25 protein-coding genes are annotated in these 21,845 nt (G+C 70.2%); 17 read left to right on the forward strand and 8 right to left on the reverse strand.

From position 1 onward, the window contains the following. Positions 1-12: 12 nt before the first annotated feature. Positions 13-186 carry a hypothetical protein gene (locus K3A85_RS05510; RefSeq protein WP_225205480.1) on the reverse strand — a complete coding sequence of 58 codons (174 nt, stop codon included), beginning with the start codon at positions 184-186 and terminating at the stop codon, positions 13-15. A 146-nt stretch (positions 187-332) separates the two neighbouring features. Between K3A85_RS05510 and K3A85_RS05515 the strand changes: the two genes are divergently transcribed. After that, positions 333-830: a thermonuclease family protein gene (locus K3A85_RS05515; protein WP_225205481.1), complete on the forward strand. Its 498-nt coding sequence runs from the start codon at positions 333-335 to the stop codon at positions 828-830. On the opposite strand, the gene K3A85_RS05520 is transcribed toward K3A85_RS05515, so the two are convergent. Next, on the reverse strand, positions 827-1,462 hold the full coding sequence (locus K3A85_RS05520; RefSeq protein ID WP_225205482.1) for a TetR/AcrR family transcriptional regulator: 636 nt from the start codon (positions 1,460-1,462) through the stop codon (positions 827-829). The genes K3A85_RS05515 and K3A85_RS05520 overlap by 4 nt on opposite strands. 194 nt (positions 1,463-1,656) lie before the next feature. On the opposite strand from K3A85_RS05520, the gene K3A85_RS05525 reads away from it, so the two are divergent. Next, positions 1,657-3,411 carry a bifunctional metallophosphatase/5'-nucleotidase gene (locus tag K3A85_RS05525; RefSeq protein ID WP_225205483.1) on the forward strand — a complete coding sequence of 585 codons (1,755 nt, stop codon included), beginning with the start codon at positions 1,657-1,659 and terminating at the stop codon, positions 3,409-3,411. Here K3A85_RS05525 and K3A85_RS05530 read toward each other — a convergent pair. After that, positions 3,386-4,177, reverse strand: a complete 792-nt coding sequence (locus tag K3A85_RS05530; RefSeq protein WP_225205484.1) for a DUF1295 domain-containing protein — start codon at positions 4,175-4,177, stop codon at positions 3,386-3,388. The genes K3A85_RS05525 and K3A85_RS05530 overlap by 26 nt on opposite strands. Beyond that, positions 4,174-4,785 carry a lysophospholipid acyltransferase family protein gene (locus K3A85_RS05535; protein ID WP_225205485.1) on the reverse strand — a complete coding sequence of 204 codons (612 nt, stop codon included), beginning with the start codon at positions 4,783-4,785 and terminating at the stop codon, positions 4,174-4,176. Before K3A85_RS05535 ends, K3A85_RS05530 begins: the two co-directional genes overlap by 4 nt. A gap of 83 nt (positions 4,786-4,868) precedes the next feature. Here K3A85_RS05535 and K3A85_RS05540 point away from each other — a divergent pair, with 83 nt between their 5' ends. The 6 genes from K3A85_RS05540 (at position 4,869) to K3A85_RS05565 (ending at position 10,211) form a co-directional block, all read left to right on the forward strand. Then, positions 4,869-5,675, forward strand: a complete 807-nt coding sequence (locus K3A85_RS05540) for a histidine phosphatase family protein (RefSeq protein ID WP_225205486.1) — start codon at positions 4,869-4,871, stop codon at positions 5,673-5,675. After that, positions 5,668-6,549, forward strand: coding sequence for an NAD(P)H-hydrate dehydratase (locus tag K3A85_RS05545; RefSeq protein ID WP_225205487.1), 882 nt, complete (start codon positions 5,668-5,670; stop codon positions 6,547-6,549). The genes K3A85_RS05540 and K3A85_RS05545 overlap by 8 nt, the downstream gene beginning before the upstream one ends. A gap of 72 nt (positions 6,550-6,621) precedes the next feature. Then, positions 6,622-7,074: a MarR family winged helix-turn-helix transcriptional regulator gene (locus K3A85_RS05550; protein WP_225205488.1), complete on the forward strand. Its 453-nt coding sequence runs from the start codon at positions 6,622-6,624 to the stop codon at positions 7,072-7,074. 5 nt (positions 7,075-7,079) lie between these two features. After that, the gene (locus K3A85_RS05555; RefSeq protein WP_225205489.1) at positions 7,080-8,150 is read left to right on the forward strand and encodes an HlyD family secretion protein; all 1,071 of its coding nucleotides are present in this window, start codon (positions 7,080-7,082) and stop codon (positions 8,148-8,150) included. Then, the gene (locus K3A85_RS05560; protein ID WP_225205490.1) at positions 8,134-9,696 is read left to right on the forward strand and encodes a DHA2 family efflux MFS transporter permease subunit; all 1,563 of its coding nucleotides are present in this window, start codon (positions 8,134-8,136) and stop codon (positions 9,694-9,696) included. The genes K3A85_RS05555 and K3A85_RS05560 overlap by 17 nt, the downstream gene beginning before the upstream one ends. Positions 9,697-9,761: 65 nt before the next feature. Beyond that, on the forward strand, positions 9,762-10,211 hold the full coding sequence (locus K3A85_RS05565; protein WP_225205491.1) for a DUF983 domain-containing protein: 450 nt from the start codon (positions 9,762-9,764) through the stop codon (positions 10,209-10,211). A gap of 207 nt (positions 10,212-10,418) precedes the next feature. Here the strand turns inward: K3A85_RS05565 and K3A85_RS05570 are convergent, their stop codons facing one another. Genes K3A85_RS05570 through K3A85_RS05580 form a run of 3 tightly spaced genes read right to left on the reverse strand, consistent with a single transcriptional unit; the run spans position 10,419 to position 12,604 of the window. Beyond that, a complete protein-coding gene (locus K3A85_RS05570) occupies positions 10,419-11,177 on the reverse strand; it encodes a class I SAM-dependent methyltransferase (protein WP_225205492.1) in 759 nt (252 codons plus the stop codon). A 33-nt stretch (positions 11,178-11,210) separates the two neighbouring features. Beyond that, on the reverse strand, positions 11,211-11,771 hold the full coding sequence (locus K3A85_RS05575) for a COG3650 family protein (protein WP_225205493.1): 561 nt from the start codon (positions 11,769-11,771) through the stop codon (positions 11,211-11,213). 53 nt (positions 11,772-11,824) lie between these two features. Beyond that, on the reverse strand, positions 11,825-12,604 hold the full coding sequence (locus K3A85_RS05580; protein ID WP_225205494.1) for a universal stress protein: 780 nt from the start codon (positions 12,602-12,604) through the stop codon (positions 11,825-11,827). 158 nt (positions 12,605-12,762) lie between these two features. Between K3A85_RS05580 and K3A85_RS05585 the strand changes: the two genes are divergently transcribed. From K3A85_RS05585 to K3A85_RS05610, 6 genes are all read left to right on the forward strand, one after another. Further along, on the forward strand, positions 12,763-13,419 hold the full coding sequence (locus K3A85_RS05585; protein ID WP_225205495.1) for an HAD-IA family hydrolase: 657 nt from the start codon (positions 12,763-12,765) through the stop codon (positions 13,417-13,419). A 68-nt stretch (positions 13,420-13,487) separates the two neighbouring features. Beyond that, entirely contained in the window at positions 13,488-14,198 is a 711-nt protein-coding gene (locus K3A85_RS05590; RefSeq protein ID WP_225205496.1) for a CoA transferase subunit A, read from the forward strand. Further along, a complete protein-coding gene (locus tag K3A85_RS05595; RefSeq protein ID WP_225205497.1) occupies positions 14,198-14,833 on the forward strand; it encodes a CoA transferase subunit B in 636 nt (211 codons plus the stop codon). Before K3A85_RS05590 ends, K3A85_RS05595 begins: the two co-directional genes overlap by 1 nt. A gap of 3 nt (positions 14,834-14,836) precedes the next feature. Further along, the gene (locus tag K3A85_RS05600; RefSeq protein WP_225205498.1) at positions 14,837-15,526 is read left to right on the forward strand and encodes a glutathione S-transferase family protein; all 690 of its coding nucleotides are present in this window, start codon (positions 14,837-14,839) and stop codon (positions 15,524-15,526) included. Positions 15,527-15,837: 311 nt separating this feature from the next. Then, a complete protein-coding gene (locus K3A85_RS05605) occupies positions 15,838-16,971 on the forward strand; it encodes an NAD(P)H-dependent flavin oxidoreductase (protein ID WP_225205499.1) in 1,134 nt (377 codons plus the stop codon). 129 nt (positions 16,972-17,100) lie between these two features. After that, on the forward strand, positions 17,101-19,413 hold the full coding sequence (locus K3A85_RS05610; RefSeq protein WP_225205500.1) for a CDC48 family AAA ATPase: 2,313 nt from the start codon (positions 17,101-17,103) through the stop codon (positions 19,411-19,413). Between the two features lie 55 nt (positions 19,414-19,468). Here the strand turns inward: K3A85_RS05610 and K3A85_RS05615 are convergent, their stop codons facing one another. Further along, positions 19,469-20,782 (reverse strand): sensor histidine kinase, encoded by a 1,314-nt coding sequence (locus K3A85_RS05615; RefSeq protein WP_225205501.1) that lies wholly within the window; start codon positions 20,780-20,782, stop codon positions 19,469-19,471. Positions 20,783-20,966: 184 nt separating this feature from the next. On the opposite strand from K3A85_RS05615, the gene rpmH reads away from it, so the two are divergent. From rpmH to yidD, 3 genes are all read left to right on the forward strand, one after another. After that, positions 20,967-21,101 (forward strand): 50S ribosomal protein L34, encoded by a 135-nt coding sequence (rpmH, locus tag K3A85_RS05620; protein WP_058735136.1) that lies wholly within the window; start codon positions 20,967-20,969, stop codon positions 21,099-21,101. A gap of 98 nt (positions 21,102-21,199) precedes the next feature. Further along, the gene (gene rnpA, locus K3A85_RS05625) at positions 21,200-21,565 is read left to right on the forward strand and encodes a ribonuclease P protein component (protein WP_404822909.1); all 366 of its coding nucleotides are present in this window, start codon (positions 21,200-21,202) and stop codon (positions 21,563-21,565) included. 35 nt (positions 21,566-21,600) lie between these two features. Beyond that, a complete protein-coding gene (yidD, locus tag K3A85_RS05630; RefSeq protein ID WP_404822910.1) occupies positions 21,601-21,771 on the forward strand; it encodes a membrane protein insertion efficiency factor YidD in 171 nt (56 codons plus the stop codon). Positions 21,772-21,845: the final 74 nt, after the last annotated feature.

The raw sequence follows: 21,845 nt of genomic DNA on the forward strand, positions 1-21,845 counted from the left end.
GCGCTGCCGCGGTCAGCCCTCCTTGGGCGGGTCCTTGGCCCAGGGATTGACGTGGGCGTGCTCGGATGGCGCGTCGCTCGGCGTGTCCTCGGCGCGCGGCGTCATCCGCCAGGCCGTGAACAGGATCCCGATCGCCCACAGCAGGGCGCCCCAGCGGCTGCGAAAGATCATCCGGTAACCGAACATGTCCCGCAGCCTAGCGCGAATCGGGTTAAGCATTTGCTGCCCCGGCCGCCCAGGCCGCGGGCGCTGCGACAGGAACGCTAAGGAACTGTGCAGATGAGTCTTTTCCCGGAACAGACAGCCACCGCCGGGCATTGCAGGGGCCGCTCATGCCGTCCCCGCCCCCACGCCCTGCGTCGCTCGCCCTGCTCGTCTTGCTCGTCCTCACCGCCGCGGCCTGGCCTTCCGCGCCCCGTCCTGCCGCGGCCTCGCCGGCAGAGGAGAACCCTGCGCAGGAGCGCGCGCGCTTCGCCGTGTGCGGGCCGGGCCCGCGCGTGACCTGCGTCGTCGATGGCGACACCTTCTGGCTGCGCCGCACCAAGATCCGCATCGCCGACATCAACGCGCCCGAGGTGGGCCATCCCGCGTGTGCCGACGAGGCGCGACTGGGCGCGGCGGCGACCCGGCGGCTCACCGAACTGCTCAATGCAGGGCCGTTCACGCTGACGATCGAAGGCTCGCGCGCCACCGACCGCTACGGCCGCGCGCTGCGGGTGGTGATGCGCGATGGCGAAAGCCTCGGCCTGGCGCTCGAACGCGAGGGCCTGGCAGAGCGCTGGAAGGGCCGGCGCGGCGACTGGTGCGCCGGCGCCGGTCAGCCCTCTTAAGCCGCGCGCAGGTCGGCCACGCCCTTGGCGCCGCGGTCGGCGGCGGACAGGCCGTCGAACACCGCATCGACGATCCGCGCCAGCTTTTCCTCGCTCAGCCGGTCCATTGCCATCGCCATGAAGCTGATCGCGCAATAGGGTGCGACCATCTGGTTGACGAGGCTGATCGTCTCGTCGACGCCGAGCCCGGCGAAGTAGCCTTCGCCCATCGCCTCGCCGATGATCATGCCGAGGTAGTGGTCGGCAAGGTCGACGTAGCTGCGGACCTGCTCGAAGTGCTCGTTGCCGATGTCGATGTAGCTCTGGAACGCGACCGGGTCGGCGAGGTAGTGGTTGCGCATCATGGTGAAGCGCCGGGCGAAGAACTCGTACATCTTGCGCCGCGCCGGCAGGTCGCTGGCGACGACCTCCTCCATTGCCGCAACCTTGGGGCGGAACCAGTATTCGGCCAGCGCCTCGAGCAGCGCGTCCTTGTCCTCGAAGTAGCGGTAGACGGTGGCGGGCGACATGCCGGCGCGGATCGCCAGTTCCTGCATCGTCAGCGCCGGGGAACCGCGCTCCTCCAGCAGCTTGGTCGCGATCTCGACCAGGCGTTCGCGGGTGGCCTCGATATCGGTCTGAGCGCGGTTCATCGCTGCGTCCTGCATTCCCGGGGAGTGGGCACTTTCACCGATTGTAGGGCGTGGCGCGGCGTGTTTCAATGAACAGCCATGCCTTCCAACCGTCACGCATCGCCGCTAGCGCGGTCATGCTCTTGCAATCGAACGGAAAAGCAGGTCTTTCCATGACGTCTTCGCTTCGCGCCCGGCCCGGTCTTCGCACTCCGATGCTTGGCTCCCCGATCCTGGCCGCGCCCATGCTTGCCGCCCTGCTGCTGGCGGGTTGCGCCACGCCCGCGATGCGCGAGGCGGCGGCGCCAGTGGAGGTCGGGATCGTCGCGTTCAACGATTTCCACGGCAACCTTGAGCCGCCGCGCCAGTCGGTGATCGCGCCCGACGGGAAGGGCGGGCAGGTCCAGGTGCCCGCCGGCGGCGCCGCGTGGTTCGCCTCGGCGCTCGATTCGATCCGCGGCAAGTACGCCAACCACCTGACCGTTTCGGCGGGCGACATGATCAGCGCCTCGCAGCTCGCCTCCTCGCTCTACCTCGACGAGCCGACGATCGGGGTGATGAACCGCCTCGGCGTCGACTTCAACGCGGTCGGCAACCACGAGTTCGACCGCGGGCGCGACGAACTGCTGCGGATGCAGAACGGCGGCTGCGCCAGGTTCACCGCCAAGGAGCCGTGCCAGCTCGAGAAGTTTGCCGGCGCCAGCTTCCGCTACCTTGCCGCCAGCACGCTGACCGAAAGCGGCAGTCCGCTGTTCCCCGCCACCGGACTTCGCAGCTTCGGCAGCGGCAAGCGCAAGGTCTCGGTCGGGGTGATCGGCCTGACGCTCAAGGGCACGCCCGATCTCGTCAGCCCGGCCGGCATCAAGGGCCTGACCTTCGCCGACGAGGCCGACACGATCAACGCCGCGGTGCCTGCGCTCAAGGCGCAAGGCGCCGATGCGGTGGTCGTGCTGATCCACCAGGGCGGCAAGACGCAAGGCGCGCCCGATCCCGACGGCTGCAACGATCTGGTCGGCGAAATCCGGCCGATCCTGTCGCGGCTCGATCCGCGGGTGGACGTCGTCGTCTCGGGCCACACCCACTGGGACTACGTCTGCGACTGGAGCAAGCAGGATCCGGCGCATCCGGTGCTGCTGACGAGCGCCGGGCTCTACGGCAAGGAGATCACCGACATCCGGCTCGAGATCGACCCGGTCGCGCACAAGGTCGTCTCGAAGCGCGCGCACAACGTGATCGTCCAGTCGGTGCCCTATACTTCGGCCAAGGGGCCGCTCGGCAATAGCGACCTCGTCCCGCAGTTCGCCCCGCGCCCCGACATCGCGGCCTATGTCCAGCGCTACGTCGATGCCTCGAAGGCCTATACCGCGCGCGCCGTGGGCAAGCTGTCGGGCCCCGCCACCAAGGGCGAAGGCGCCGAAGCCGGCGTGGGCGGGACGCTCGGCAACATCATCGCCGATGCCCAGCGCGACGCGACCGCGGGCGCGGGCGCGCAGATTGCGTTCATGAACCCGTTCGGCATCCGCGCGCCGCTGGTCCCCGCCGCCGACGGCACGCTGACCTATGGCGACATCTACCTGACCCAGCCCTTCGGCAACCAGGTGGTGACCGAGACGCTGACCGGCGCGGAGATCAAGGCCGCGCTCGAGCAGGGCTTCGACGACAAGGGGCCGGAACAGGCGCTCGCCCCCTCATCGGGCTTTTCCTACGTCGTCGATCGCAGCAAGCCGGTCGGCAGCCGGATCGCGTCGATCAGCTTCATGGGCAGGCCGCTCGACATGGCCGCGCGCTACCGCGTGACGATCAACGGCTTCCTTGCGCTCGGCGGCGACGGCTTCGGGGTGTTCGCCGGCAAGCCCGACGCGGTGACCGGCCCGACCGACCTCGATACGCTCGAAAGCTGGCTGCGCGCCGCGCCTTCGCGCACCGTTCCGGCCGAGGCGCGGGTCACTTTCGCGGCGGCAGGGGGATGAAGCCCGAGGTGCGGCGGACGTAGTCGGCATAGCCGGGGCGGCGCTTGGCCATGCCGCGCTCGAGCATCGGCTTGCCCGACCACTGGGTCAGCGTGAACGTCAGGAACACCGGCCCGATCAGCCCGGCAAGCGCCACCAGCCCGCCGGCGTCGGCGGACATCAGCCAGATGCCCCACCACACGCAGGCGTCGCCGAAGTAGTTGGGGTGGCGGGTGTAGCGCCACAGCCCGGTGTCGAGCACCTTGCCCTGATTGGCCGGATCGGCGCGGAAGCGGGCGAGCTGCGCATCGCCGACGCTCTCGAACACGAAGCCGACCAGCCAGAGCAGCCCGCCCGCCACGACCAGCGGGCCGATCTGCGCCCCGCCCGGAGCGAGGATGCCGAACTGGGCGGGCAGGCACGTCGCGAACAGCAGCAGGCCCTGCATCGCGAACACCGTGGTCAGCGCCGCGAAGGCGAAGCGTCCTTCCGCCTTCGCCTTGCCGAGAATGCGCGCATAGCGCGGGTCCTCGCCGGTCGCGCGCCAGCGGCGGAACAGGTGGAGGCCGAGCCTTGCGCCCCAGATCGCCGTCGCCGCCGCGATCGGCAGCGCCCGCGCCGCAGCGCCCGACCCTGCCTGCGCCAGCGAAAGCAGCGCTAGCGCGGCCATGCCGCCCGCCCACACCGCATCGACGAAGCTGACGTCGCCGATCCGCACCGCCACGCGCCACAGCACCAGCATCGCGAGCGCCAGCGCGGCCGCGTTTACCAGCAGGGCATCGGTCATGGCAGCAGCTCCTCGAAGTTGCGGATGCTTCGCTCGGGGTGCTTGGGTGTCACCGAGCGGTAGACTTGCGCGATCTGCCGCATGTCCGAGGCATAGTCGCCGGTGGGCATGATCGTGGGGCCAAGACCGCCGGTCTTGGTGCCGTAGTCCATCAGCCCGACGACCATCGGCACCCCTGCGCCCAGCGCGATCTGGTAGAAGCCCGTGCGCCATTGCGTCACCGCGCTGCGCGTGCCCTCGGGCGCGATGGTCAGCACGAAGCGGTCGCGCCTGCCGAACTCCTCGATCATCGCCTGGACGACGTTGCGCCGGTGCTTGCGGTCGATCGCGATGCCGCCCATGTCGCGCATGAAGCGCCCCAGCGGCCAGCGGAACAGGCTGTCCTTGGCCATGAACCGCGTATCGAGGCCGAGCGCGTTCACCAGCCCGAGGAAATAGACGAAGTCCCAGTTGGAGGTGTGCGGCGCGGCGATCAGCACGTAGCGACCGCCTGGCGGCGGCGTGCCGATCGCGGTCCAGCCCTGGCGCTTGTAGAACCACAGCAGCACCCGCCGCAGCAGGCGCGACATCAGGCTCGGCCGTGGCCCGGCCGCATCGGTCTTGTCCATCCCCATCTCCCGCGGCACAGATTATCGCACTCGCCGCGGCTTGTCGAAGGGAACAAGCCGCCCCGTGGTGCCGTTGCCGGGGGATGGACAGACTGGCCGATATTCCTTCGCAAGAACAACCACTTGCCTCGACGCGCTGGCCCTCGGTGCTGTGGGTGGTGCGCCATGGACAAAGCGCGGGCAACGTCGCCCGCGACGCTGCGACCGAGCAGGGGCTCGCGCGGATCCCGCTGACCCATCGCGATGTCGACGTGCCGCTGTCCGACCTCGGCCGCCAGCAGGCCGCCGCGCTCGGCCGCTGGTTCGCCGAAGCGCACGAGGACGGCCGCCCGGAAGTGCTGCTCGCCTCGCCCTATGTCCGCGCGGTCGAGACCGCCCGGCTGTTCCGCGAACACGGCGGCTGCGCGCCCGACGAGCCGGTGTGCATCGACGAGCGGCTGCGCGAGAAGGAGTTCGGCATCCTCGACGGGCTGACCACCAGCGGCATCCACCAGCTGCAGCCCGACCAGGCCGAGTTCCGCCGCCTGCTGGGCAAGTTCTACCATCGCCCGCCGGGCGGCGAATCGTGGGTCGACGTGATCTTCCGCCTGCGCGCGCTGCTCGACACGGTCTCGCTCCACCACGCCGGCCGCCGGGTGATGATCGTCGCCCACCAGGTCGTGGTGCTGTGCCTGCGCTACATCATCGAGGGGCTCGACGAGGCGCAGGTGCTCGCGATCGACCGCGAGGGCGATGTCGCCAACTGCGGCATCACTGAATATCGCTTCGACCCGGAAGCGGGTCACCACGGCGCGCTGGTGCTGGCGCGCTACAACGTGACCGCGCCGATGGTCGCCGACGATACCCCCGTCACCGCCGCGCCCGACAAGATGGTCGCTGCGCGTGGCTGAACGGCCCGAGGCGCTCGACAGCGACTGGCTGCGCGCCCATCCGCTGCCGCAGCCGGCCTCCGACGCCGACAAGAACGCGCGCGGGCGCGTGCTCGCGGTCGGCGGCTGCCGGACGGTGCCGGGCGGCATCCGCCTGACCGCCGAAGCCGCGTTCCGCGCCGGCGCGGGCAAGGTCCAGGTTGCGACCATCGCCGGCGCCGCGCTGGCGCTCGGCATCGCCATGCCCGAAATCGCGGTCCACGCCATGCCCGAGGCGGACAATGGCGAGCTCGGCGCGTGCGGCGATGCGCTGCGCCGGCTCGCGGCCCGCGCCGATGCGATCATCGCCGGGCCTGCCGTCGCCTGCCACGAGGCCGCGCGGCGCCTGGTCGCGGACCTCCTCGCCGACGAGGGCGAGGCGGAGCTGGTGCTCGATGCCGGCGCGCTGATGGTGCTCGCCGACCACGCGCCTGTCCTCGCCCGTCGCCGCCGCCCGGCGGTGCTGACGCCGCACATCGGCGAGATGGCGGCGCTGCTCGGCGAACCTGCCGACGCGATCGAGGCCGACCGCGCCGCCGCCGTGCGCCGCGCCGCCGACCGCTTCGGTGCAGTCTGCGTGCTCAAGGGCGCGACCAGTCTCGTCGCCGCGCCGGGCGCGCCGGTGCTCGCCTATGCCGGGGGCGGAGTGGGTCTTGCCACCGGCGGCTCGGGCGACGTGCTCGCCGGGATCGTCGCCGGGCTCGCCGCGCGCGGGGCCGCGCCGCCGGTCGCAGCGGCCTGGGCGGTGTGGCTCCACGGCGAGGCGGGACGGCGCTGCGCCGAGCAGATGGGGCCGCTCGGCTTCCTCGCCCGCGAGCTGCTGGCCCATGTCCCGGGGCTGATGCGCGCGCTCTGACCTGTTCCTTGCACCAGCTTCGCGCGGCGCTTCCTTGACCATAATAAGCATGGTTATTATCATCATGGCCCGATGCAGAACAACATCGCCTTCCTCTCGGCCGACGTCAGCCGGCTGATCCGCAAGCGCTTCGACCTTGCGGCGCGCGCGCTCGGCGTCACCGGGCCGCAATGGCGCGTGCTCGCCGCGCTCGAGCGCACTCCCGGCATGAACCAGTGCGCGCTCGCCGCCTGGCTCGAGGTCGAGGCGATCACCGCCGGGCGGATGATCGACCGGCTGGAGAAGGCCGGGTTCGTCGAACGCCGGCCCGACCCTGCCGACCGCCGCGTCTGGCGGCTTTACCTTACCGCCGCGGCCGACCCGCAGATGGCGCACCTGCGCGCCTGCGCCGACGACGTCTTTGCCGAAGCGCTCCACGGCCTGGGCGAGGACGAGCACCAGATGCTGCTCGCCCTGCTCGGCCGGGTCCGCACCAACCTCCTTGAAAATTCGCCCGGCGACGCCGCCGTGGCCGCTGCCGAGTGAACGCCATGGCCGAAGCCGATCCCTTTCCGATCCACCAGGATGCGGCCGAGGCCGCGCGTGAGCGCGCCGCCGCCACCCGGCGCAAGCGCGTGCGGCTGGTGCTGATGACGATCGTCCCGGCGCTGATCGTCGGCGCGGGGTTGTGGTACTGGTTCGGCAGCCCGGGCGAGGTCGATACCGACAACGCCTACGTCAAGCAGGACATCGTCTCGATCGCGGCCGAGGTGAACGGCCTGATCGTCAAGGTCGCGGTGCGCGAGAACCAGCAGGTCAAGGCGGGCGACGTTCTGTTCACGATCGATCCCTCCTCGTTCAAGGTCGCGATGCAGCAGGCCGACGCGCAGATCGCCTCGGCGCAGGCCAAGGTCACCGCGCTCCAGGCCGACGTCGGCGCCAGCGCCGCCGACCTTGCCGCCGCGCGCGACGAAGTGCGCCTCGCCCAGGCCAACTACGCCCGCGGCAAGGCGCTGATGGATCGCGGCTTCAACACCCGCGCCAGCATGGACCAGGCCGAGTTCGCCGTCGCCAGCGCGCGCGACAAGCTCCGCGCGCTCGAGGCCGAAGTGACCAAGTCGCAGGCCCAGCTCGCCACCGGCGCGCAGGTGCCCGGGGTCAATCCGGCCATCGCCGCGGCGCAGGCGGTGCGCGCCAAGGCCGCGCTCGACCTCACCCGCACGGTCGTGCGCGCGCCCGCAGACGGCCGCGTGACGCAGGTCAACCGGCTGCAGATCGGCCAGATGGTCTTCGCCGGGGTGCCGATGCTGTCGATCGTCCGCGACGACGGCGCGCGGGTCGAGGCGAACTTCAAGGAGACCGACCTTGCCCGGATGCGCGCCGGCCAGCCTGCAGTCGTCCGGCTCGACGCCTATCCGGGCCTCAAGCTCAAGGGCCACGTCGATTCGATCGGCGCGGGCACCGGCTCGGAATTCTCGGTGCTGCCGGCGCAGAACGCGACCGGCAACTGGGTCAAGGTGATCCAGCGCGTGCCGGTGCGCATCGCCATCGACGACAAGACCGACCGCCCGCTGATCGCCGGGCTGAGCGCCGACGTCACGGTCCATGTCGGCAAGGACTGACGCCGCCGCCGCCGCCGCGGCGCTGGCGCCGCTGCAGACGGCGAACCGGCCGCTGCTGATCGTCGCGGTCATGGCCGCGATGGTCATGCAGATTCTCGACACCACCATCGCCAACGTCGCCCTGCCGCACATGCGCGCCTCGCTTTCGGCGACGCAGGAGACGATCACCTGGGTGCTGACGAGCTACGTGCTCGCCTCGGCGGTGGCGCTGCCGCTCGGCGGCTGGCTGGTCGCCAACTTCGGCCTGCGCCGGGTGTTCGTCATCTCGGTGATCGGGTTCACCGCCGCCTCGGTGATGTGCGGGCTTGCCCAGAACCTGACGCAGATGGTGCTGTTCCGGGTCGCGCAAGGTCTGTTCGGCGCCTTCCTCGGCCCCTTCGCGCAGACCGTCATGCTCGACGTCTCGACGCCCGAGGAACGGCCCCGGATGATGAGCCTGTTCAGCCAGGGCATCATGCTCGGCCCCATCGCCGGGCCGGTGCTGGGCGGCTGGATCACCGAGAATTCCGACTGGCGCTGGGTTTTCTTCATCAACGTGCCGGTCGGCATCTTCGCCGCGCTCGTGCTGATCGCGCTGCTGCCGCGCACCGAGGTCCGGCCGCAGCGGATGGACATCATGGGCTGGCTGTTCATCGCGCTGGCGCTTGCCTGCTTCCAGTTGATGCTCGACCGCGGCGAGACCAAGGACTGGTTCGGTTCGGGCGAGATCGTCACTTATGCGGTGATCGCGGCGGTGGGCGCGTGGCTCGCGGTGGTCCACCTGTCGACCACCGCCCGCCCGATCTACGCCCGCCGGATCTTTGCCGATCCCAACTTCGTCGTCAGCATGGGCCTGCAGTTCCTGATGGGCTCGATCCTGATCTCGGTCTCGGCGCTGATGCCGGGCCTGCTGCAGAACCTCTACGGCTATCCTGTGATCGATGCCGGGCTGCTGCTGGCGCCGCGCGGCATCGGCATGCTCGCCTCGATGATGCTGCTGGGCAAGGTCATGGCGAAGATGGACCCGCGCCTGGCGCTGGGGCTGGGCCTCGTCGTCACCGGCTGGTCGCTGCACATGATGGCCGGCTGGGCGCCCGACATGCCGACCTGGCCGATCGTCGTCTCGGGCGTCATCCAGGGCATCGGCATGAGCTTCACCTACATGCCGGTCAACCTGATCGCCTTCTCCACCCTGCCGGGCGAATATCGCACCGATGCGGCCGGCCTGCTCAACCTGTGCCGCTCGATCGGCTCCTCGATCGGCATCGCGGTGGTGACCGTGCTGCTCAGCCAGGGCATCCAGCGCAACCATGCCGAGCTTGCCGAGCGCATCACCCGGATGAGCGTGCCGGCCGATCTCGACCGCATCACCGCCTATGGCGGCGCCGCCGAAAGCGTGGCCCGCGTGGTCGACGGCATGGTCAACCAGCAGGCGGCGATGATCGCCTATCTCAACGACTTCTACCTGATGGCGCTGGTGTGCTGGGCGACGATCCCGGTGCTCGCGCTGGTCAAGGTGAACCGCCAGCCGGCAGGGCCGCTGCCGCAGATGGCCGCCGACCACTGACGGCCGCGATGCTTGCCCCGGCGGGCAGGCGGGCCTATCGCGCGACCAGCCACGAAGGACGCACGATGAGCCTGTTGACCAACCAGAAGTTCCGCTGGATCCTCGATTGCGGCTGGAAGGGCCGGTGCCCGCGCTGCGGCAAGGGCAAGATGTTCGACGGCTGGCTCAAGCTCGCCGACAAGTGCGACGTCTGCGGGCTCGATTACAGCTTCGCCAATGCCGACGACGGCCCGGCCTTCTTCGCGCTGTGCATCACCGCCTTCCCGCTGACCTTCGTCGCGGTGTGGGTGCAGGTCGCCTACGATCCGCCGTGGTGGGTGCACCTGCTGACCTCGGTGCCGATCCTGGGGGTCGGCTGCCTCGCTACGCTGCGCCCGTTCAAGGGCTGGCTGGTCGCTTCGCAATACGTCAACAGGGCGATCGAGGCGGGCACCGAGGGCCTGTGGGCCAAGCTCAACGCGCGCGAGGGCGATGGCGTTAGGGTGGGCGAGGGCGACGACATGCCGCCCGCCTGATCGAGCAGCGCGCCCGCCGCGCCGCGCCGGCCTCCGCTTATGCGCAAACGTTGGCCGAAAAAAAGCCCGGCCGTTGCCAGCCGGGCTTGGAAGTTTTGGGAGAGGATGCCTGAAAGGCCTCCTCGATATGCTCGCGACTCGGGTTTTGTGCAAGTGCGAAATGGGTCAAACTGGTTGCAGTTTTTGCATCTGGACCTGTAACGAATCTCAGGGCCGGCGGAATTTCAAGATGAAGCGGTCGGTCTTGCCGCGGATCGCGGGATCGAACACCCCGATGTCGTGCGGGTCCGCTGTGCGCTGCAACACGTCCGAGCTGCCTTCGTAGACGAAGCCCGCGCCTTCCAGATCCGCGCGGACGCGCGCCGGGTCGATGCGGTGGTACTTCTCGACCACCTCGCGCGGGTCGCCCGCCGGGCCGACATGGTCGACGATCACCACGCGCCCGCCCGGGCGCACCGCGGCGAACCAGTTGCGCAGCACCGCGGGCACGTCGAGCGCGGGGTGTTGGTACTTCTCCGAAACGAAGTAGAGATCGTGATATTCGAGATGGGCGAAGATCCCGTCGAGGCTCGCCGGGGCGAGCGCCTGCGCCTGCGCCGGCGCCAGCAGGGCCAGCACGTTGGGATGCGCCTTGCCGATCGCCGCCCAGACCTCGGGCTTGGCGAAAGCGGGGCTGTTGATCGCATAGACCCGGCCCTTCGGACCGACCACGTCGGCAAGAAGCTCGGTGTAATAGCCGCCGCCCGCACCCCAGTCGGCCACCGCATCGCCCGGGCGGAACCCTGCGAAGGCGAGCACCTTGTCGGGCATGCGGCCCTCGTCGAGCTTGCGGTTGTCGTCGCTGCGGGCCGTGTCGGCGATCGCGGCGGCCACCGGGTCGGCCGCCACGGCCTTTTTCGGCGCGGCCGCGGCGGGTTGGGCCAGCGCGAATGCGCCCACCAGGGCAAGCACGACGGTCTGCTTCATCTCGTTTCCCCTTCGGTCGATCACGGCGCGCCGTCAGCGCGCCCGCGCGCAGCCCTGTTCGGTCTCGGGGCCGATGGTGCGGGTGGCGCGGAATTGATAGATGCGGTCGGACATGCCGTCGCTGCAAGGGCCTTTCTCGACCCGCAGGGTCAACGGCTTGCCGTCGAGCGCGCCGCTCCATTCGGCAAAGCCCGGGCCGTCGCGACGCGCGACGGTGATCGACATGCCCGCCGGGAAATCGGGCGTGCCGTAGGTCAGCGTGGCGCCGACCACATCGGCGCTCCAGAACGGCTCGGTGCCGATCGCGCGGAGCTTGCGGGGCAGGTCGAGCGACCCGCCGACAGGGACGGGGTCGGCGGCTCCGGCCGGGCCTGCGGCGGGCGCTGCGGCTGCGGTGGGGGCGGGCGAGGGCGGTGCGGCGGACACCCGCGCTTCGATGGCGGCGCTGGCGGCGGCATCGGGCGCGGTGGCGTCGACCGGGGGCGTCGCCGGCGGCTTCGAGCAGCCGGCGAGGAGGGCGGCGAGGAGGGCGGGCGCAAGGAGCGCCAGCCGGGACGGGGCCGGCGCGGGATGCGGCAACGGGCGTGTGGTCACGCGAAACGGTCTCCTGCCCCCGGATGGTTGGCGGCAGGATAGACCGGGCGGCGTCAATGCGCCAGCAGCAGCGGGATGCGGCTGCGGTCGAGCATCGAGCGCGACACGCCGCCAAGCAGCAGCTCGCGCAGCCGGCTCTTGCCGAACAGCCCCATCACGACGAGACCGGCGCCAAGGCGCAGCGCGGTCTCCTCGATGGTGAAGGCGATCGTGCCGTTGGGCTCGGCCTCGCGCACTTCGGCGTGGATGCCGTGGCGCGAAAGGTAGCTGGCCGCCTCGCTTGCGGGGAAGTCCTCCGATTTCTCGCGCACGGTCAGGATGTGGACGGCCGGCGCGAGCGCGAGCAGCGGCAGGCTGGCGCGCAGGGCGTTGGCGCTCTCGTAACCGCCGTCCCAGGCCACCAGCACCGGCGCATCGAACGCCAGCTTCGGCGCGCCCTGCGGCAGCGCGAGCACCGGGCAGCGCACTTCGAGCGCGACTTCCTCGAGCGCCGGGTCGTCGAGGCTGGCGACGATCACATCGGCAAAACGCGACGCCGCGGCCAGGCCCTCGACCCGGCCGACGTCGACCACCGTCACGTCGAAGGCGACGTCCTGGCGGGCGAGGCGCGCATCGAGCGCGGCCGCCAGCTTCTCGTCCTCGGCGCGCACCTCGTTGATCGCGACCGCCGAAAGCGCGGCGCCGCCGAACGGCTCCCACAGCGCCATCTGCGCGAACGGGGTGGCGATCTGGAAGGTCACGTGCCCGCCGGTGGCGCGGGCGAGCGCGAGCGCGGTCTCGACGCGGTCGTCGAGCGTGGGGGCGTTGTCGGCGGGGCAGAGAATGGAGCGCATGGGGATCCTCCGGGGTCTCGGGTGCCGTCATGCTGCGCGCGCCTTCGCGATTCGCCCATGATCCACGTCAAATCGGCGGCGGCTCGCGGCGCTTGCAGTGTTTAACCGAGCCGTTAAGGACAGGCGCGACCAGAACGACGACGAGAGGATGCAGGCTTATGGCCTATGCGGCGGTGATTTTCGATTTCGGCGGAGTGATCACGGCCTCGCCGTTCGAGGCGTTCAACCGGCTCGAGGCCGAGCGCGGGCTGCCGCGCGACTTCATCCGCACCATCAACGCCACCAATCCCGACACCAACGCCTGGGCGCTGTTCGAGCGCGCCGAGATCAGCCGCGACGAATTCGACCGGCTGTTCGCCGCCGAGGCGCGCGCGCTCGGGCACGAGATCGAGGGCCGCGCGGTGCTCGACGTGCTGGCGGGCGCGGTCCGCCCGGCGATGGTCCGCGCGCTCGACACGCTCAAGGACGCGGGCTTTCGCCTGGGGTGCATCACCAACAACGTCCCCACCGGTCACGGCGCGGGCATGGCGCGCAGCGCCGACGCGCACGACCAGATGGAGCAGATCTTCGCGCGCTTCGAGCATGTCATCGAAAGCAGCAAGGCGGGCGTGCGCAAGCCCGATCCGCGCATCTACCAGATGATGTGCGACCATCTCGGCCTCGCGCCGTCGGACTGCGTCTACCTCGACGACCTCGGCATCAACTGCAAGCCCGCCGCCGCGCTCGGCATGCATGCGATCAAGGTGACGAGCGGCGAGCAGGCGCTGGCGGACCTTTCTTCGGTGCTGGGTATCGACCTCAATTCGCCTGCCTGATAGGGCCGGCCGCGCATGTCGCGGCGCCGGCCGACCGGTCGCCGCGTCGACTTCGGCCGGAGTGATGAATGGCAAACAAGCTCTATCCCGATGCCGCCGCCGCGCTCGACGGGCTGCTGCGCGACGGGTTGCTGATCGCCTGCGGGGGCTTCGGCCTTTGCGGGATCCCCGAGCGCCTGCTCGATGCGGTGCGTGACAGCGGGGTCAAGGACCTGACCTTCGCCAGCAACAACGCAGGGATCGATGGCGAAGGCATCGGCAAGCTGCTGCGCACGCGGCAGGTCAGGAAGATGATCTCGTCCTACGTCGGCGAGAACAAGGAGTTCGAGCGACAGTACCTTTCGGGCGAGCTCGAGGTCGAGTTCTGCCCGCAGGGCACGCTCGCCGAGCGGATGCGCGCGGGCGGCGCGGGAATCCCCGGCTTCTACACCAGGACCGGCGTCGGCACGCTGGTGGCCGAGGGCAAGGAAGTGAAGAGCTTCCGGGGTGAAGACTACATCCTCGAGGAAGGCATCTTCGCCGACCTCGCCCTGGTCAAGGCATGGAAGGCGGACGAGACCGGCAACGTCGTGTTCCGCAAGACCGCGCGCAACTTCAACGTGCCCGCCGCCACCTGCGGCAAGGTCTGCGTGGTCGAGGTCGAGGAAATCGTGCCCACCGGCAGCCTCGATCCCGATGCGATCCACCTGCCCGGCGTCTACGTCCAGCGGCTGGTGGTCGGCGCGCCCTACGACAAGAAGATCGAGTTCCGCACCGTCCGCGAGAAGGAGACCGCCTGATGCCCTGGTCACGTGACGACATGGCGGCGCGGGCCGCGCGCGAATTGCAGGACGGCTTCTACGTCAACCTCGGCATCGGCATCCCGACGCTGGTCGCGAACCACATCCCGCAAGGCATGACGGTGACGCTGCAGAGCGAGAACGGGATGCTCGGCATCGGGCCGTTCCCCTATGCCGGCGAGGAAGACCCGGACCTGATCAACGCCGGCAAGCAGACAATCAGCGAGCTGCCGCAGTCGGCCTATTTCGACAGCGCGCAAAGCTTCGCGATGATCCGCGGCGGGCATATCGACCTGACCGTGCTGGGCGCGATGGAAGTGGCCGAGAACGGCGACATCGCCAACTGGATGGTGCCGGGCAAGATGATCAAGGGCATGGGCGGGGCGATGGACCTTGTCGCCGGCGTCAAGAAGATCATCGTGGTGATGGAGCACTGCGCCAAGGACGGCAGTCCGAAGTTCGTGCCCGCCTGCACCCTGCCGCTGACCGGCAAGGGGGTGGTCGACATGATCGTCACCGACCTCGCCGTCTTCGCGCGGCCCGACCATTCCTCGCCCTTTCGCCTGGTCGAGCTGGCGCCCGGCGTCACCGCCGAAGAGGTCGCGGCGAGGACCACCGCCCATTACGAGGTCTGAGCCATGGCCTACACCCTGATCACCGCCAACCGGAACTATTCGAGCTGGTCGCTGCGGCCCTGGGTGCTGATGAAAGCGCTGGGAATTCCGTTCGCCGACCGGCTCGAACCGTTCACCAAGCCGTCGAACTACGACGAGTTCCGCGCTTTCTCGCCCACCGGCCAGGTGCCGGTGCTGGTCGATGGCGAGACCACGGTGTGGGATTCGCTCGGCATCGCGCTCTACCTTGCCGACCGCCACCCCGGCGTCTGGCCCGAGGACGCGGCGGCGAAGGCCTGGGGCGCGTGCGTGGTGGCCGAGATGCACGGCGGGTTCTCCGCCCTGCGCAACGACTGCACGATGAACGTCGGCGTGCGCGTCAGCCCGAAGCCGATGCGGCCGGCGCTCCTCCGCGACGTCGCCCGCATCCGCGAGATCTTCGAGCAGGGGCTCGACCGCTTCGGCGGACCGTGGCTCGCCGGGGAGCGGTTCAGCGTGGTCGACGCCTTCTTCGCGCCGGTCGCCTTCCGCATCCGCACCTACGGCCTCGACGTCGGGCGCGGGCAGGCCTGGGTGGACCATGTGCTGGCCAGCGAGCCGATGCGCCAGTGGGAAGCCGAGGCGCTGCTCGAGAGCTGGCGCGAGGAAAGCCACGAGGCCGAACTGGCCGAGGCCGGGGCGATCACGGCCGACTTCCGGGCGCCCCCACGCTGAGGGGGGTTTACGGAGTTTACACTGTCCTGGAACAAAAACCGGGAGCCCCGCCGAGTCTGCCGGACCAGGCCCGCGCCTTGCTCCAAATCGTTGAACCGGTTGGTCATTTCCAATGATCCCGATGTCCGTGCGGCGACTATAGGGCGCAGGTCCAGTGTAGGACAGAGCTTGCATATGCAAGGCGGGCGGCAGGCGCGCGGCCGCGTCTTAACCGACCGATTAAGAATCGGCTGGAAATCGCCTGCGCACTGTGGAACATCCTGGGCCGAGAGGCGCGCGCGCAACGGCGCGGCCCGAGAGAGGATCACGCCATGAACAACGCCGTGTGCCGCATGGTCGGCTGCGAATTCCCGCTCTTCGCCTTCAGCCACTGCCGCGACGTGGTCGTCGCGGTGAGCAAGGCGGGCGGCTTCGGCGTGTTGGGCGCAGCGGCCTTCTCTCCGGAAGAATTCGAGCGCGAACTCGCCTGGATCGACGAGCACATCGACGGCGCGCCCTATGGCGTCGACGTGCTGGTGCCCGAGACGGTCGACCCGCGCGTGATGGAGCTTGCCACCAACGCGGCGCGTTCGGCGGCGATCAGCCCCGAGCACAAGGCCTTCACCAGGAACCTGCTCGACAGCTACGGCGTGCCGCCCGCCTCCGAGGACATGGGCGTGCCCGAAGGCGCGGGCATCACGCCCGAGATCGGCCTTGCGCTGATGGAGGTCGCCTTCCGCCACCCGATCCGGATGATCGCCAATGCGCTCGGCATCGCGCCCGCCAGCATGATCGAGCAGGCGCACGCGCGCGGCATCCCGGTCGGCGCGCTGGTCGGCGCCAAGGAGCACGCGCTGCGCCAGGCGGCGGCGGGCGTCGACATCATCGTCGCGCAGGGCGGCGAGGCGGGCGGCCACTGTGGCGAGGTCGCCACGATCGTGCTGGTGCCCGAAGTGGTCCGCGCGCTGCGCCAGGCGGGCTACGAGACCCCGGTGCTCGCCGCCGGCGGGATCATGACCGGCAGCCAGATGGCGGGCATGATGGCGATGGGCGCACAAGGCGCGTGGTGCGGATCGGTCTGGCTGGCGACGACCGAGGCCGAGACCAGCGAGACCTTCCGCGACAAGATGGTCGCCGCGCGCAGCCGCGACACGATCCGTTCGAAGGCGCGCACCGGCAAGCCCGCGCGCCAGCTCAAGACCGGCTGGCACGAAGCCTGGGAGGGGCCCGACAGCCCCGGCACGCTGCCGATGCCGCTGATGGGGCTGGTGTCCGAACCTTCGTTCCGCCAGATCGAGAAGGCGGCCGCCGGCGGCAACCAGGGCGCGCGCGAGCTTGTCAGCTATTTCGTCGGGCAGGGCGTCGGCCTGGTCGAGCAGGTCCGCTCGGCGCGCGCGGTAGTGCAGGAATTCCGCGAGGAATTCGCCGAAGCCGCAGGCCAGCTCGTCGCGATGATCGGGGACTGAAAAGCGCCTGTCGCGAAAGCCCGCCTTTAGCCTTGCGCAACCTTCCTGCCTGCGCGGCGTTTGAAATGCTTCGCGCCGGTTCCTAGCTGGGAAGCCGGAACAATTCGCTGGACGGAAAGAAGGCGGTTCATGGCAGACGCGGCAACCATTCCCGACAACCGGGTCGTGCGGCTCCAGGTTGCGGGCTCGCGGCAGGAAGAAAGCGGACACGGCATCGCGCGGATCAGCCGCGCGGTGATGGGACGCCTCGGCGTGACCGAGGGCGACGTGATCGAGATCGTCGGCAAGCGCAGCACGGCGGCGCGCGCGGTGCTGCCCTATCCCGAGGACGAAGGGCTCGAGCTGATCCGGCTCGACGGGCTGCAGCGCGCCAATGCCGACGTCGGTTCGGGCGAGCACGTCGAAGTGCGCAAGGTCGAGAGCCGCCCGGCGCAGCGCGTGGTGTTCGCGCCCGCCCAGCGCGACCTGCGGCTGCAGGGCCCCGCCGCCGCGCTCAAGCGCAATTTCGCCGAGCGGCCGCTGGTGACGGGCGACCTCGTCGCGACGGCAGGCCAGCAGCAGGTCAATCGCGGCGACATGCCGCCGGCGCTGCGCCAGATGCTCAACGCGCCGGCCTTCGCGCTCACGCAGATTCGCCTGACGGTGGTGTCGACCGTGCCCAAGGGCGTGGTCCACATTGACGAGAACACCGAAGTCGAACTGCGCGCCGAATACGAGGAGCCGCGCTCGAGCCGCGCCGACGTCAACTACGACGACGTCGGCGGGATGGACGACACCATCCGCCAGCTGCGCGAGATGGTCGAACTGCCGCTGCGCTATCCCGAGCTGTTCACCCGCCTCGGCGTCGAGCCGCCCAAGGGCGTGCTGCTGCACGGCCCGCCGGGAACCGGCAAGACGCGACTCGCGCGCGCGGTCGCCAACGAAAGCGACGCCTCGTTCTTCACCATCAACGGCCCCGAGATCATGGGCTCGGCCTATGGCGAGAGCGAGAAGCACCTGCGCGAGGTGTTCGAGGACGCGACCAAGAATGCGCCCGCGATCATCTTTATCGACGAGATCGATTCGATCGCGCCCAAGCGCAGCCAGGTGCAGGGCGAGGCGGAAAAGCGCCTCGTCGCGCAGCTGCTGACGCTGATGGACGGGCTGCAGGCGCGCTCCAATTTGGTGGTGATCGCGGCGACCAACCGGCCCGACGCGATCGACGAGGCGCTGCGCCGGCCGGGCCGGTTCGACCGCGAGATCGTGGTCGGCGTGCCCGACGAAAGCGGGCGGCGCGAGATCCTGGGCATCCACACCCGCGGCATGCCGCTGGGCGAGGATGTCGACCTCAAGGAACTCGCCCGCACGACCCACGGCTTCGTCGGCGCCGATCTTGCCGCGCTGGCGCGCGAAGCCGCGATCGAGGCGGTGCGGCGGATCATGCCCAAGCTCGACTTCGAGCAGCAGACGATCCCGCAGGACGTGCTCGACAGCTTGCGCGTCGATCGCGACGACTTCCTGCAGGCGCTGAAGCGCGTGCAGCCTTCGGCGATGCGCGAGGTGATGGTCCAGGCGCCGACGATCGGCTGGTCCGACATCGGCGGGCTGGACGAAGCGCAGGAGAAGCTGCGCGAAGGCGTCGAACTGCCGCTCAAGAACCCCGAGGCGTTCCACCGGCTCGGCATCCGGCCGGCCAAGGGCTTCCTGCTCTATGGCCCGCCGGGCACGGGCAAGACGCTGCTGGCCAAGGCCGTCGCCAAGGAAGCCGAGGCGAACTTCATCGCGATCAAGTCGAGCGACCTCTTGTCCAAGTGGTATGGCGAGAGCGAGCAGCAGATCGCGCGGCTGTTCGCCCGCGCCCGGCAGGTCGCGCCCTGCGTGGTGTTCATCGACGAGATCGACAGCCTGGTGCCCGCGCGCGGGACCGGGGTGGGCGAACCGCAGGTGACGGCGCGGGTGGTCAACACCATCCTTGCCGAAATGGACGGACTCGAGGAGTTGCAGTCGGTGGTGCTGATCGGCGCGACCAACCGGCCCAACCTGGTCGATCCGGCGCTGCTGCGCCCCGGCCGGTTCGACGAGCTGGTCTATGTCGGCACGCCGAGCCGCGAGGGGCGCGAGCACATCCTGCGCATCCACACGGCGAACATGCCGCTCGGCAGCGACGTGGACCTGGCGGACGTGGCGCGGCAGACCGAACGCTTCACCGGGGCGGACCTCGAGGACGTGGTGCGCCGCGCCGGCCTCAACGCCATCCGGCGCGCGGGCGGCGAGGTGCAGCAGGTTACCGGGGCCGACTTCGCCGATGCGCTCGAGGATTCGCGCGCGACGGTGACCGAAGAGATGGAAGCCGAATACGGCCGGATGAAGGGCGAGCTGAAGAAGCGCGCGATGGAACCGAGCCCGATCGGGTTCCTGAGCCCCGGCATGGTCCAGTCGACCCGCGAGACCAAGCACGGGTAAAGCTCGAGTTCGCTCGAGGTTTCGGGAAAGGCGGCGGGAAACTGCCGCCTTTTCCTTATGCCTCGCGCGGGAAGTCCATCTCGACGACGATGCCTTCGGCCTCGAAGCGGCGGACGATGGTGCCGCCGAGCTGGCGTTCGGAGCTGCGGATCAGCATCGAGCCGAAGCCTTCGCGGCCCGGCTTGCCCCCCTCGGGCGGGGAGAAATCCTGGCCGTGTTCCGCCCAGGTCACCCGGACGCGGCCCGCCTCCTCGCGCCAGTCGACCTTGAGCAGGCCGCCGGGACGCGCCCAGGCGCCGTACTTGACCGCGTTGGTGACGAGTTCGTGGAGGACGAGGCCGAGCGGCACCGCGTGGCGCCCGGAGATGACCAGCGCCCCGCCCGAGACTTCGCACTTCTCGCTGCTCGAGCGGTAGGGGGCGAGTGCCTTGCCGACGAGATCGGCGATGTCGACCTGGGTCTCGCCCGGCGCCCCCTGGGTCACGTCGTGCGCGGTGACGAGGGCGTGGATGCGCTTGGCGATGCGGTCGACCGCGGGTGCGGCTTCGGCATCGCCGCGCGCCGACATCTTCACGATCGCGAGGATCACCGCGAACAGGTTCTTGACGCGGTGGTTCAGTTCCTTGGCGAGCAGGTCGGCGCGGTCGCGCGCCTCGGCGATGGCGTCGGCGTTGGCGGCGGCGGCCTCGGCCTGGGCGGTGCGGATCGCCTGCCACAGACCGAGCACGAGCGCGCAGACGATGACCACGAACAGCAGCGCGAGCGAGGGCACGATGCGCGCTTCGGCGGCGGCGGCGCGGTGGGTGGCGTCGTCGAGATGCGCGCGTTCGGCGACCTCGAGCCGTCGCACCGCGGCGCGCAGGCCGTTCATCGCGATCTGCCCTTCGTCGGACAGGATGCGGGTCTGGGCATCGACGATGCGGCCCTGCTCGACCAGCTTGATCGTGCCCGACATTTCGGACCACTTGGCGTCGCCGAGGCGGTCGATCTCGTCGACGATGGCGAGCTGCTGCTCGCTCGCCTCGTCGCCGAGGCGCTGGCGCAGCGCCGCGCTCTCGCGCTCGTAGTCGGAGCGGCCGCGGAAGTAGGGCGCGAGGTAGCGGCGGTCGTTGGTGATGAAGTAGCCGCGCTGGGCGGTCTCGCCGTTGATCGTGGCGGTGACCACGCCGTTGAGCGCGGCGAGCACGCCCGAGGTGCGGGTCGCCTGGGTGCGCTGGACGCGCTCGGCCTCGACCGTGGCGAAGATCAGGGTGAACGCGCCGAGCAGCGCCATCGCGACGACGGTGAACAGCACCAGCGTGGGGATGCGGGGAGCACGGCGCCACCAGCGCGTGCGGGGCCGGGGCTCGGCGGGGGGGACGCTGGCCATAAGGTCGCGTGCCTAAAGGATGTTCGCGCGCGCGGCAACCGCGCAAGGGGGCGTCGACAGGCAGCGCGCGGCGTCGGCGTGCTTGACGGCGGGCGCGCTCTTGCCTATGCGCCGCCCCCTGATTCCGCGTCGCCCCTCTGGTGGCGGTGGCCGGCCAACCGATTCGAACGAAAAGAGCAGACCGATGAAGCGCACTTTCCAGCCCAGCAACCTCGTGCGTGCCCGCCGCCACGGCTTCCGCGCCCGCACCGCCACCGTCGGCGGTCGCAAGGTGCTGCGCGCGCGTCGCGCCCGCGGCCGCAAGAAGCTCTCGGCCTGATCCCGCAAGCCGCGCAGTCCGCAGGCGGGGCGCCGGTTTCGGCGCCCGGGCTTGCGACCATTGCCAAGCGGGCGGACTTCCTTGCCGCAAACCACGCAATCCGGGTCGCGAGGCCCGGATTTGTGCTGTTGGTAAACCCGCTCGCCCGCGCCGACGGATCGCAGCGCTTCGGCGTGACGGTCACCAAGAAGATCGGCAACGCGGTGGTGCGCAACCGGATGAAGCGCCGCTTCCGCGCGCTGCTGCGCGAGCTGCTGCCGGTGCAGGGCATCGCCGGGGCCGATCACGTGCTGATCGGCCGCGAGACCGGAATCGAGCGCGACTTCGCGCTGCTGCGCGAGGAACTGGCGAGCGCCCTGGCGCGCGCCGCCGCGGGCAAGGGCGATCCGCCGCGCGGACGGGGCGGGCGCAAGGGTCGGTCGGGGGGCAAGGCGCCCGGCAAGAGCCAGGGGCGGGGCAAGTGAAGCGGCTGCTGATCCTGGTGGCGAAGGCCTGGCAGATGGGCCCTTCGCGGGTGCTGCCGCCCTCGTGCCGCTATGCGCCCTCGTGCTCGCAGTACGCGATCGAGGCGCTCGACAAGCACGGTGCGATTAAGGGTGGCTGGCTTGCCGTGAAGCGGCTATTGCGCTGCCACCCCTGGGGCGGCCACGGCTATGATCCGGTTCCTTGAGGCCCGTCCATAGCCGGTGCATCGCGCGGCGCGAGGTCGCACGCCGCCGCACTTCCCCACACGACGATTTGAAC

The sequence above is a fragment of the Novosphingobium huizhouense genome, assembly GCF_020179475.1.
Taxonomy (GTDB): Bacteria; Pseudomonadota; Alphaproteobacteria; order Sphingomonadales; family Sphingomonadaceae; genus Novosphingobium; species Novosphingobium huizhouense.